This is a genomic window from Protofrankia sp. CiP1_Cm_nod3 (genome assembly GCF_982290655.1).
The window spans coordinates 7983-19243 of record NZ_CEVIVD010000022.1; the positions used below are offsets into that span (position 1 = coordinate 7983).

Consider the following 11261-nt stretch of genomic DNA (forward strand, 5'->3'; position numbering starts at 1 on the left):
CCTCAGGTCTTCGCGTCGGACGTGCTGGATGAACCGCCGGCAAACATAAATCTAAAATCATATGAAATTGCAACGCTACGCAACTACCAGAGCCTGATGCCGCTCTCGCATGACGCCCGTAAACCGATGTTCGATCTGCGGGCCGCGGACGGCGCGCTCGGCAGTACGCAGACGCTCGTCAGCCGATGCCACCGTGACTTCCGATCGCTCGCCGAAGAACTTCTACAGCGGCTGGAGTCGGTGCCGCTGGAGGCCTGAGCACGATACCCTGAGCCCGATACCTGGCGCACCCGGGAAGCAGCATGCTCCCACCGGTTTCCGCCGGCCCTCCCAGCATGCCCGACCTGTTTGGGATCCATCAGGGCGGACCACGCTCCAAGCGGCCGGATCGTCTCACGGGTTCGGTGCTGACGGTCCTCCGATAGCGAATTCCAATCCTGCGATCGGCGGTTCCCGTACACCTGTCGTGTCCGGTCGCGGCAGCTTACGATTCGGGGAGGCCCGGCTCAAGAAACCCAGGTCCAGCACCCAGGAGGGGCGGTCGAGAATGGTCGGCGTACGGCCCGCGACCCATGTGCCCGAGTCCGATTTCGGGACCGTCGGATCCGCTCCTCGCAGGAAGACGATCAGCAGTCCTTATCTGCACCGCCTGCAGCGTCGTCATTTTCTGCTGTTCGACGTCCTGCCGATCGTCGGTACTGTCGCCGCGCTCGCGTTCCTCACGGTACATCCGATCGGCGTCACCGAACTCGCCCTGCTCTTCTCGATGTGGATCGTGACCGGGCTGGGCGTCACCGTCGGTTATCACCGGCTGTTCACGCACCGCGCCTTCAAGGCCGCGCCGTCCGTCGCGGCCGTGCTCGCGGTCCTCGGCTCGATGGCCGGGCAGGGCGGCGTGGTGTCCTGGGTCGCTCTGCACCGGCGGCACCACGAGTGCAGTGACCGGGAGGGCGACCCCCACTCCCCGAACCTCGCCGGCGGTGGCCTGAAGGGCCGGCTACGCGGCCTGGCCCACTCCCATTTCCTGTGGATGCGCCGCCATGAGTACCCGAACGTCGTCCACTACGCGCCGGATCTGATCAGGAATCGCGCGCTGGTCCGGGTCGCCCGCCTCTACTACTACTGGGTCGCGCTCGGGCTCGCGATCCCCGCGCTCATCGGCGGCCTCGTCTACCTGAGCTGGGCCGGGGCGGTCAGCGGCCTCTTCTGGGGCGGTCTGGTGCGGATGTTCGTCCTGGAACACATCATCTGGGCGATCAACTCCTTCCTGCACATGTTCGGCACCCACCCGTACGAGTCCAGGGAGAACAGCAGGAACGGCGGGATCTTCGCTCTGCTGACCTTTGGCGAGTCGTGGCACAACAACCATCACGCCTTCCCCGACTCGTCTTCTTTCGGGTTGAGCTGGTACCGTCTCGACCCGGGTTACTGGCTCATAAAAATGCTTTCTCTCGGCGGTCTCGTATGGGATGTCAAGCGCCCGTCCGAAGAGCGGATGAAAGCAAGTCGTATATCCGGTAACGGCAAGCCAGCCCCCAGCACCGCGGCATAAGGAGCGAGCACGTTGAAGCCGAGCAAGGAATCGATTGCCGACTGGTGCCAGCAGTACGTCGCGCATCTCCTCGAGGTACCGGTGGACGCGGTGGATCCGGACGCGGACTTCGACCGGCTGGGCGTCGACTCCGCCCTCGCCGTCTCCCTGCTGATCGAGGTCGAGGAACGCTACGGTGTCGAACTGGCACCCGAGGCGTTGTTCGAGAACCCGAGCATCAACGCGGTCGCCGGATATCTGTACGAGCAGAGCCAGCAGCGCGTGGCATAGTCATGACCGCATCAGCCGACATCGGCCGGACGACCGGGGCGGCGGCCGCCATCCGTCACCACTACGACGTCGGGAACGCGTTCTACAGCCTCTGGCTGGACCGTTCGCTGACCTATTCGTGCGCGCTCCGGGAAGGCCCGGACGACACCCTGGAAAACGCGCAGGACCGGAAGCTGCGGTTTCACCTGGACGCGGTCCGGGCCGAGAGGGCCCGCAGCGTGCTGGACATCGGCTGCGGCTGGGGTGCCGTCCTGCGGCGGCTGGCGGAGGAACACCGGGTCCAGCGGTCCGTCGGTCTCACCCTCAGCGAGGAGCAGGCGTCCTTCGTCCGCTCCCAGGGATATCCGGGTGTGGAGGTGCGTACGGAGAACTGGCTGCACTACGAGCCGGACGCGTCCTTCGACGGGATCATATCCATCGGCGCGTTCGAGCATTTCGCCCGGCCCACGGACTCCCCCACCGAGAAGATCGGCCTGTACCGGGAGTTCTTCACCCGCTGCCGCGGCTGGCTGAACCGGGACGGTGTGCTGTCGCTGCAGACGATCGCATACGCGAACATGTCCCGCGCGGACGCGAGCGGGTTCATCCAGCAGGAGATATTTCCCGAAGCCGACCTGCCGACACTCGCGGAGATCACAGCCGCGGCCGAGGGAGTTTTCGAGGTCCGGTCGGTGAGCAACGGGCGGCTCGACTACGCCTGGACGTGCGAGGAGTGGGCCCGCCGGCTGCGCCGGCACCGCGACGAGGCCGTCCAGATCGTCGGGCCGGAGGTGGTCGCCCGGTACGAGCGCTATCTGAAGCTGTCCGCCCTCGGCTTCCGGATGGGAAAGATCTGCCTGTTCAGAATCGTTCTTCAGCCTTTCCGGAGCGGATACTTCGACAGCCGTGGGGGGCGGGCGGGATGACGGTGGAGACACCCGGCGCGGCGGCTGCCAGCACCATCGGGCCGGCGCCGGCGGCAGTCCGTTTCAACCCCTTCAGCGCCGAGTTCCGGCGTTCCCCCTACCCGCTCTACCGGCAGCTTCGCGACACCCAGCCCGTTCACCGGGCACTGGGCATGTGGGTGCTCACGCGGTATACCGACGTACAGGGCGTCCTGCGCGACCGTACCTTCAGCGCCGGGCTCATACCCGAGCTGATCAGCCGGCAGGCGAGCCGGCTGTCGCAGCAGGACAACGTGGCGCTCATCGGGCGGCTGGGCAGGAAGTCGCTCGTCTTCACCGACAACCCGGACCACGCCCGGCTGCGCGGGCTGGTGAACCGGGTGTTCACGGCGCAGGAAATCGACAGGCTCCGTCCCCGTGTCTCGCGGGCTGTCGAACAGCTGATACAGCGGGCCTGGGACGACGGTGGCATGGACGCCGTCACCGACTTCGCCGCGCCCCTGCCGGTCACGGTCCTGTGCGACTGGATGGCGCTCCCAGGGGATCTGCGCGCACACGTCGGCCAGTGGACGCATGACATCCGTTTCCTGCTCGAGCCGGGGCTGATGAAGGCCGCGGACTTCACCCGGGTGTGCGATGTCGTCGAAATGTTCGCGCGGGCCCTGGACGAGGTGATTGCCGAGCGCCGGTCCCGGCCGGGCGACGACCTGATAAGCCAGCTGCTCGCCGCGCGGACCGCCGGCGGCGACAGGCTCAGCGACGAAGAGCTCGTCTTCGTGTGCATCATGTGCTTTGTCGCCGGCAACGAGACCACGAAATCCCTGATCGGGAACGGCCTGCTCGCGCTGCTCCAGCATCCGGCGCAGGACGCTCTCCTGCGCCGCCGCCCGGAGCTCGCGCCAGCGGCCGTCGAGGAGGCGCTACGCTACGACAGCCCGCTGCAGATGACCAAACGTCTCGCGACACGCGAGGTCGACATCGACGGGAAACGGGTGCGGGAAGGCGACCAGGTTCTGCTGTGTCTCGGCGCCGCGAACCGCGATCCCGCGGTGTTCGCGCAGCCGGACGAGTTCGACATCACCCGTGACGCCAAGGGGCATCTCGCCTTCGGCCACGGAATGCACGGCTGCCTGGGCGGGCTGCTGGCCCGGCTGCAGGCGGAGGTTACCTTCGAACACCTGTACCGACGCGCTGAACGCCTGGAGTTGCTGACAGAGCAGCTCCAGTGGCAGGAGCACAGTTTCATCGTCCGCGGCCTGACAAGTCTCCCGGTCGCGCCGAGGAGCATCGTCTGAATCGCCGGGACGCCGGGGTGAGCCCGATCGGGATCCGCTCGCGGACAGGGGAAGAAAAATGACGCGGCAGAAAATTTTGCTCCCGGATGTCCTGCGCGGCCGCGCCGCCCTCGAGCCGACCGGCAGAGCGTATGTCTTCCTGGACGAGTACGAGAAGGAAAAAGAAGTCCTGACGTATGGCGAGCTGCATGCGCGAGCGCTCGCCGTGGCCGGCTGGCTGGGCCGGCACTGCGGTGCCGGCGACCGGGCACTGCTGGTTTTCCCACCGGGCCTGGATTTCATCGTCGCGTATTTCGGATGTCTCTATGCGCAGGTCGTCGCGGTACCCGTCAACCCGCCGCGCAAGCAGCAGGTGCAGGACACGACGCTGCGCATCGTGCGGGACTGTGAGCCTGCCGCGGTACTCACCGTCAACTACATGGTCGAGAACACCCGATCCGCGCTGGAGCCGGTCCACGCGGTCCCGCACTGGCTTCCGGTCGACCGGATCACCGACATGGCGGAGACGGGTTTCGACCCGTCGCCCTGCTCGGCGGGCTCCATCGCCTTCCTGCAGTACACGTCGGGTTCCACATCCGACCCGAAAGGGGTCGTGGTCTCCCACGGTAACCTTGCCGCGAACCAGGAGATGATACGTCGGGCATTCGGCCATGACCGGGACTCGACGTTCGTCGGCTGGGCGCCGCTCTTCCACGACCAGGGGCTGATCGGGAACGTCCTGCAGCCCCTCTGGATCGGGGCGACCAGCATCCTCATGTCGCCGATGGCGTTCATCCGCTGGCCGCTGCTGTGGCTGTCGGCTGTTTCCCGGTACCGTGCCCACACCAGCGGCGGGCCGAACTTCGCGTTCGACGCCTGCGTCACGCGGGCCGCCAGAGGGGACATTCCAGAGCTTGACCTGAGCTGCTGGAAGGTCGCGTTCAACGGCGCCGAGCCCATCCGGCCCGAAACGCTGCGCCGGTTCGCCGAGGCCTTCGCGCCCTTCGGTTTCAGTGAGCGGGCGCTCTACCCGTGCTACGGGCTGGCCGAGGCGACTCTGCTGGTGACCGGCAGCCAGAAGGGCCGCGGCCCGCGCACCATCGAGGCGGACGTCGACGCGCTCGCTGACAGACGCTATGCCGAGGCCGCCGACGGCCGCGGCCGGAGCCTCGCGGGCTCCGGGCTTCTTCTTCCGGAGGAAACGCTCCGGATCGTGGACCCTGAAACGAAATGCCCGTGCCCGGCGAACCAGGTGGGAGAGATCTGGGTCGCCGGGGAGCACGTGGCACAGGGCTACTGGCGGCGCCCGCAGGCCACCGCCGACACGTTCCGGGCCGAATGTGACGGCGAGCCCGGCCGTACCTACCTGCGCACCGGCGATCTCGGCCTGGTGGTCGACGGCGAACTGTACGTGGTGGGCAGGCTGAAGGACCTTGTGATCATTCGGGGGCGGAACTACTATCCGCAGGACATCGAACACACCGTCCAGTCGTCACACGCCGCGCTGAGATCCGGCGGGTGTGCCGCGTTCTCGGTTCCCGGCCCCGACGGGGAGAAACTCGTCGTCGTGCAGGAAATCAGGGGCGACCAACGGCGGAAGGCGGACGCGCGGGACGTCGCCGCGTCGATCCGGGCGGCGGTGGTACGGGAGCACGACCTTTCCCTGGGCGATCTGGTGCTGACCCTGCCGGGCCGGCTGCGGAAGACCAGCAGCGGCAAGATCATGCGGGCTGCCGCCAGAAAGCGCTATCTGGAGAACGGTTTCGAGGCCTGGGCACCGGCGGCACCATCAGCACCGTCGGCACCGTCGGCCGCCTGAAGGATTCGCCCGAAGGACGCACCTGAAGAACTCTCCCGAAGAACTCGTCGACCAGCGGGGAGAACCCTGGACATGGCAGTGCTGGAAACGCCGAACCCCGCCTTCGAACGGTTCGTGCGGGATACCGTCCTGAACATGCCGGCCGCGCGGCACCTGGGTTTCACCTTCGGCCGGATAGCGCCGGGGGACGTCGAGATCATTCAGCCGTACCGGGAGGAGCTCACGCAGCACGACGGCTTCGTCCAGGGCGGTGTGCTCGGCGCGCTGGCGGACTTCGCCGGTGGCTGCGCGGCCGGCACGCTGCTGCCACCCGGATGGGTGAACATGACCATCGACTACACCGTCAAGATCCTGGCCCCGGCGAAGGGGGAGAAAATCGTCGCGCGTGGCCGGGTCGTCAAGGCGGGCCCTGTCATGACCGTCGCCGCGGCCGAGGTCTATTCGGCCGACAGGGCCGACGAGACACTCTGCGCCACCGCTTTCGTGACCATGCGCAATATCAGGGCGGCCAGATCATGACGACACGAGGAAGCTCCGAGGAAGCGTTCGTCTTCAACCCGTTCGCCGGCGGTTTCAGCGACGATCCCTATCCCCACTACGCGGAACTGCGTGACACCGCGCCCGCCCACGAGCATCCGCTCGGCTTCTGGATCCTGTCCAGGTACGAGGACGTGTCGAAACTGCAGAGATCCGGGCACTCCGTCGACGAGCGGCACCTGACACGCCTGCCGCGGTGGAAGAGCGACTCCCGCACGCTCGGCAAGGAGAACCGGCTGATGTGCGGGCTGGCCATCCTCGACCAGGACCCGCCGAACCACACGAGGCTTCGCCGCCTTGTCTCCAAGGCCTTCACCCGACGTGCCGTCGACGCGCTGGAACCGCGGATCGCGGCGCTTGTCGACCAGGCGTTGGACCGGGTCGCGGATGCGGGCCGCGCGGACCTCGTCGCCGAACTCACCTTCCCGCTCCCCTTCAGCGTGATCTCGGAGATGCTGGGCATCCCGGTGGTGGAGCACACCCGTATCCGTGAGCTCACCGGAACGCTGGTGCGCGCGCTCGAGCCGCTCGCCGACCCGGCCCTGCAGGCCGAGATCCGGTCGGCCAACCGCGAGCTGACGGGAATCGTCGGCGACATGACCGACTGGAAACGGGACAATCCCGGCGACGACCTGATCAGCGCGCTTATCGCCGCCGAGCACGACGGCGACGTGCTCAGCGGGGACGAACTGGTCGCCCAGGTCATGTTCCTCTACATCGCGGGCCACGAAAGCACGATGAACCTGCTCGCGGGCGGGATTCTCGCGCTCCTGCGCCATCCCGACCAGCTGCGGCTGCTGCGGGAGGAGCCCGGGCTCGCCGCCAACGCCGTGGAGGAGATCCTCCGCTACGACACCCCGGTACACCTGATGCGGCGGATAACCGTCGAGCCCCTCGCCGTACACGGCGAGGAGATCCCGGCCGGCGCGTGGGTGGTGGCCGCCCTGGCCGCGGCCAACCGGGATCCGCGGTTCTGGGGGGCGGACGCCGACAAGCTCCGGCTGGACCGGCCGAACGCGCACCAGAACGTCTCGTTCGGCGCCGGTATACACCACTGTCTCGGCGCGGCACTGGCCCGGCTGGAAGCCCGGGTCACCTTCACCCGGTTCGTCCGGCGCTTCCCCTCGGCCACGGTCGAGGAGGTCCGCTGGAACGGCCGGATCAACGTACGCGGTCCGGCGGAACTGTCGATAGTTGTACGGTAGGTGAATTCCGCCTGATACGGGCGGTGGGTGGCCCGGTCAGGCCCGGTCAGGCCCGGTCAGGCCCGGTCGGCCGTGGCAAGGAACTTCTCCAGCAGGCTGGTGATCGCCGCGGGCTGTTCCAGGGTGCTGCTGTGCCCGCAGCTCGCGACGATCCGCAGCTGGGCCCCTGGAATGCGGGCGGTGATGCGCTCCGATTTCTCCACCGGGGCGGCCCTGTCGTCGGCACCGACGACGACAAGTGTGGGCACCGTGATACCGGTGATCTCCCGCTCCACCGACGCGCGGCTGACCACCCCGAGCACCGCCTTGCGTATGGCGGCGCGCTTGTTGCCGCTGAGCCGGCCGGCCCACTCGTCGATCGTGGCCGCGCTGGCCGCGTCGGCGAGGAAGGCGGGGCCGAACATGTGCGGGCTGACCTTTCCCAGAATCGGTCTGATACCGAACAGACGCAGCAGCAACGCCAGCAGCTTGTACTCGCGGGCTTTGCTCCGCTCCTCGGCCCCGGCGCTGGTGTCCAGCAGTGTCAGCGAACGCAACAGCTCACCATGGCGGGCCGCGATGCGCTGCCCGACAAAACCACCCATGGACAGCCCCACCCAGTGCACCGGCGCGACCCCGAGCTCCCGGATCAGCGCGACCGCGTCACCGGTGAGGGTGTCCATGTCATAGCCGCCGGCGGCGGCCGGGGTATCGCCCTGCCCACGCCAGTCGACCGCCACACAGCGATAGCGCTCACGCAGGGCCGCGATCTGTGCGCGAAACATCCAGCCACCGAACAACAGGCCGTGCCCGAACACAATGGTCGGCGCGTCCGGCAGCCCCGCCGGCACCCCGGTATCACTGTAGGAAATCGTCACACCACTGACATCGATAGTAGGCACGCTGCCCTCGTCCCCGCCGGCGACCAACAACCGGACGTCAGCGTAATAGACATGCCTGCCACACAATGAGACCACACGATGACCAACAGGCTAATTCAGCTCTTCACACCGGTACGGGAGAGCCGCGCAACACGACCGCGGCAGCGATGTGCGGGTCGAGCGACGGCATAGACATCCTGGTCTTTGCCGTGCAGGGACTCGGTGCGATATGACAGGTCGTGCCGATCTTTTCGTCTACCCGGATCGACGAAATGTTGTCGCCGTCGATGCCAGAGAGCACCTGATCGACGGCCGGGGGCCCGCAGGCGAACCGGAGCGAGATGTGCGCGGTTCCCGTCGCGAGCCCGCGGCACCAGTGGGGCTGGGCGATGAACCAGGTCACCTCGACACCGGTCCTGGCTTTCTGAACCGACGGCTCCCGACACGCCCAGATGGCGGAAGAGTACCTTCATATTTACGGTGAGTCACGATTTTCAGGAACAAGTCGGGTGCCATCCGGTGCCGAACAGTTCGTTCAGGGGGCGGGAGCACCACCGCCAGCGGGCCGAGCAGTGCGCCTGTCTGTGACAATGCCTGTCTCGAGCAATCCGGGAGGGGCCCGGCGCCGAAGCACTGGTGACAGTGTCACAGTTGGAGGTGTCCATGCGCGTCGCGGCATACGGCGACCAGCCCCCGGCGCCGTCTCCCGGTGTCCTGGAGTCGTTGCTCGGCCGCGTCGCACGTGGCGATCAACAGGCGTTCGAGAGTCTCTACGCCGCGGTGGCCGGGCCGGTCATGGGCCTGGTGCGCACGCTGGTACGGGATCCGGCCCAGTCGGAGGAGGTCACCCAGGAGGTGCTCATCGAGGTGTGGCGCTGCGCGGCCCGCTTCGATGCCCGGCAGGGCAGCGCCATGGCGTGGATCATGACGTTGGCGCACCGCCGCGCGGTGGACCGGGTGCGCTCGGCGCAGGCGGCGGCGGACCGCGAGCACCGGGCCGGGGCGCGTGGTCGCGGCCCGGCGTTCGACGAGGTCAGCGAGCAGGTCGAGCACCGTCTGGAGCGCGCCCAGGTGCGACGCTGCCTGGAACGGCTGACCGATCTGCAGCGGGAGTCGGTGATACTCGCCTACTACCGCGGCTACACCTACCGGGAGACCGCCGACCTGCTGGGCGCGCCGCTGGGGACGGTCAAGACCCGGCTGCGCGACGGGCTGATCCGGCTCCGTGACTGCCTGGGGGTGTCCGTATGACCACCGCCGACCTGCACACGTTGACCGGCGCCTACGCCCTGGGTGCGCTGCCGGCGGAGGAAGCGGAACAGTTCGCCCACCACCTGGCGGCGTGTCAGGCGTGCGCCCAGGAGGTGCGGGAACTGCGGGAGACCGCGGCCCGGCTCGCGCTGGCGGTGGCGGAGGCCCCCCCAGCCGCCCTGCGTTCCCGGGTGATGGCGGCGGTGGCCGAGACCAGGCAGCTTCCGCCGACCGGGCGCGGAACCCCGGTGGCGCTGCCGGCCCGCCGGCTGCGGTGGCGGCGGCTGCCGCACCTGGTGGCCGCCGCATGCCTGCTGCTGGCTGTGATCAGCGGAGGTCTGGCCGTCGACGCCCGGCACGAGGCCGACCGGCAGCGTGCCCACACCGCCCAGGTCGAGCAACAGGCGGTGGCGCTGAGCGCGCTGATGACAGCGCCGGACGCCACGATCCGTGCCACCGTCCTGCGGGGCGGGGGCGGTGGCACCGTCGTGGTCTCCCCGCGGTTCGGCCAGGCCGCGTTCGTCTACCACGATCTGCCGGCGCTTGCCGACGGGCGGGTCTACCAGCTGTGGTACAGCCGGAACGGGACGATGGTGCCCGCGGGGCTCGTGAAGACCGGCCGTTCCTCGGGCGCGCTGCTCCTGACCGGTCAGACGCAGGGGGCGGACGGGGTCGGCGTGACGGCGGAGCCCCGGGGCGGCTCCCCCAGCCCCACCAGCGCGCCGCTGGCCCTGCTTTCGCTCTGACTTCTCTTTGACCCCGGGCTTCTTCCACGCTCACCCGTAACAGCCGGACCGCGTGTTCGGCCGCCGGCCGCCGGCCGCCGGCCGCCGCGTTGCCCGTCCGATGGCCCGCGGTGACGTGCTGTCAGGAGACAGCCGCTGGTCACCGGCCGCCACGGGCGGCGCGGAAAAGACGCGGAAAGAAAAACGGAAAAGCGGCCGAGCCCGACCAAGCCATGGCGGCGATCGCACCGAATGACAGTTGTGGTCGACGAGACGATGGCGGTGGAGAGCGGCGCGGACGGCCTTCCGCGACCAGCGCGACTGGTGCGGCTGGTCCTTGCCGGGCTCGGTGGGCTGATCGCCGGATTCGCCGCCCTTGCGGGGGCGGAACTGGCCGCTGCCGCGGTCAGGCCGCAGGCTGGCCCGGTCATCGCCGTCGGTGGGGCGGCGATCGACCTGGCTCCGCCGGCACTGAAGGACTTCGCCGTCCGGCACTTCGGCACCAACGACAAACTGGTGCTGCAACTGGGCATCCTGGCGGTTCTCGCGCTGTTCGCGATCGCGATCGGCCTGACAGCCCTGCGGTACCGGACGGCCGGTGTGCTCGGCATCCTGCTGTTCGGCGTGGTCGGAGCCGTCGCCGCCGCATCCCGCCCGGACGCGGAAACGCTCGATCCGCTGCCGTCCGTGGCCGGTGCGCTCATCGCAGCCGTGGTTCTGAGCATGCTCATCCGTCGGCTGACCACCCCTCCGGCGGGCCTCCCGGACTCCGGAAACGCCGTTGCCCACGATGATCATTCGGTATCCGCGCGACCAGATCCCACGCAACCGGAGCCCACACCGCCCGTACCAGCGGTCACGCCAGCGCCCACAGCCACCCCGGC

Annotated in this window: 12 protein-coding genes and 1 pseudogene; 11 read left to right on the forward strand and 2 right to left on the reverse strand. The window is 68.5% G+C overall.

From position 1 onward, the window contains the following. The 8 genes and pseudogenes from AC5LUJ_RS06960 to AC5LUJ_RS06995 all read left to right on the forward strand — a co-directional run. Positions 1–258, forward strand: a pseudogene (locus AC5LUJ_RS06960) (ParA family protein); the annotation flags it as partial. A gap of 289 nt (positions 259–547) precedes the next feature. After that, positions 548–1552 (forward strand): acyl-CoA desaturase, encoded by a 1005-nt coding sequence (locus tag AC5LUJ_RS06965; protein WP_493464650.1) that lies wholly within the window; start codon positions 548–550, stop codon positions 1550–1552. Positions 1553–1564: 12 nt separating this feature from the next. Next, a complete protein-coding gene (locus AC5LUJ_RS06970) occupies positions 1565–1822 on the forward strand; it encodes an acyl carrier protein (protein WP_250285246.1) in 258 nt (85 codons plus the stop codon). A 2-nt stretch (positions 1823–1824) separates the two neighbouring features. After that, the gene (locus AC5LUJ_RS06975) at positions 1825–2727 is read left to right on the forward strand and encodes a class I SAM-dependent methyltransferase (RefSeq protein ID WP_250285245.1); all 903 of its coding nucleotides are present in this window, start codon (positions 1825–1827) and stop codon (positions 2725–2727) included. Then, entirely contained in the window at positions 2724–4001 is a 1278-nt protein-coding gene (locus tag AC5LUJ_RS06980; protein ID WP_493464651.1) for a cytochrome P450, read from the forward strand. The genes AC5LUJ_RS06975 and AC5LUJ_RS06980 overlap by 4 nt, the downstream gene beginning before the upstream one ends. 58 nt (positions 4002–4059) lie before the next feature. After that, positions 4060–5799 carry a fatty acyl-AMP ligase gene (locus AC5LUJ_RS06985; protein ID WP_250285243.1) on the forward strand — a complete coding sequence of 580 codons (1740 nt, stop codon included), beginning with the start codon at positions 4060–4062 and terminating at the stop codon, positions 5797–5799. 72 nt (positions 5800–5871) lie between these two features. Beyond that, positions 5872–6318, forward strand: a complete 447-nt coding sequence (locus AC5LUJ_RS06990) for a PaaI family thioesterase (protein ID WP_250285242.1) — start codon at positions 5872–5874, stop codon at positions 6316–6318. Then, a complete protein-coding gene (locus AC5LUJ_RS06995) occupies positions 6315–7541 on the forward strand; it encodes a cytochrome P450 (protein ID WP_250291876.1) in 1227 nt (408 codons plus the stop codon). The genes AC5LUJ_RS06990 and AC5LUJ_RS06995 overlap by 4 nt, the downstream gene beginning before the upstream one ends. 56 nt (positions 7542–7597) lie before the next feature. On the opposite strand, the gene AC5LUJ_RS07000 is transcribed toward AC5LUJ_RS06995, so the two are convergent. Next, positions 7598–8422 carry an alpha/beta fold hydrolase gene (locus tag AC5LUJ_RS07000; RefSeq protein WP_250285240.1) on the reverse strand — a complete coding sequence of 275 codons (825 nt, stop codon included), beginning with the start codon at positions 8420–8422 and terminating at the stop codon, positions 7598–7600. 103 nt (positions 8423–8525) lie between these two features. Continuing rightward, the gene (locus AC5LUJ_RS07005) at positions 8526–8855 is read right to left on the reverse strand and encodes a GNAT family N-acetyltransferase (protein WP_445548450.1); all 330 of its coding nucleotides are present in this window, start codon (positions 8853–8855) and stop codon (positions 8526–8528) included. Positions 8856–9037: 182 nt separating this feature from the next. Here AC5LUJ_RS07005 and AC5LUJ_RS07010 point away from each other — a divergent pair, with 182 nt between their 5' ends. The 3 genes from AC5LUJ_RS07010 to AC5LUJ_RS07020 form a co-directional block, all read left to right on the forward strand. Then, positions 9038–9652, forward strand: a complete 615-nt coding sequence (locus AC5LUJ_RS07010; protein WP_493464652.1) for a sigma-70 family RNA polymerase sigma factor — start codon at positions 9038–9040, stop codon at positions 9650–9652. Next, entirely contained in the window at positions 9649–10398 is a 750-nt protein-coding gene (locus AC5LUJ_RS07015) for an anti-sigma factor (RefSeq protein WP_250285237.1), read from the forward strand. Before AC5LUJ_RS07010 ends, AC5LUJ_RS07015 begins: the two co-directional genes overlap by 4 nt. 231 nt (positions 10399–10629) lie before the next feature. Next, a partial coding sequence (locus AC5LUJ_RS07020) for a hypothetical protein (RefSeq protein ID WP_493464653.1) occupies positions 10630–11261 on the forward strand: 632 nt, incomplete at its 3' end.

Excerpts from the sequence above, each read along its gene's own strand:
- AC5LUJ_RS06965 (WP_493464650.1), top strand. The coding sequence starts at position 548 with ATGGTCGGCGTACGGCCCGCGACCCATGTGCCCGAGTCCGATTTCGGG.
- AC5LUJ_RS06975 (WP_250285245.1), top strand. The coding sequence starts at position 1,825 with ATGACCGCATCAGCCGACATCGGCCGGACGACCGGGGCGGCGGCCGCC.
- AC5LUJ_RS06980 (WP_493464651.1), top strand. The coding sequence starts at position 2,724 with ATGACGGTGGAGACACCCGGCGCGGCGGCTGCCAGCACCATCGGGCCG.
- AC5LUJ_RS06985 (WP_250285243.1), top strand. The coding sequence starts at position 4,060 with ATGACGCGGCAGAAAATTTTGCTCCCGGATGTCCTGCGCGGCCGCGCC.
- AC5LUJ_RS06990 (WP_250285242.1), top strand. The coding sequence starts at position 5,872 with ATGGCAGTGCTGGAAACGCCGAACCCCGCCTTCGAACGGTTCGTGCGG.
- AC5LUJ_RS06995 (WP_250291876.1), top strand. The coding sequence starts at position 6,315 with ATGACGACACGAGGAAGCTCCGAGGAAGCGTTCGTCTTCAACCCGTTC.
- AC5LUJ_RS07015 (WP_250285237.1), top strand. The coding sequence starts at position 9,649 with ATGACCACCGCCGACCTGCACACGTTGACCGGCGCCTACGCCCTGGGT.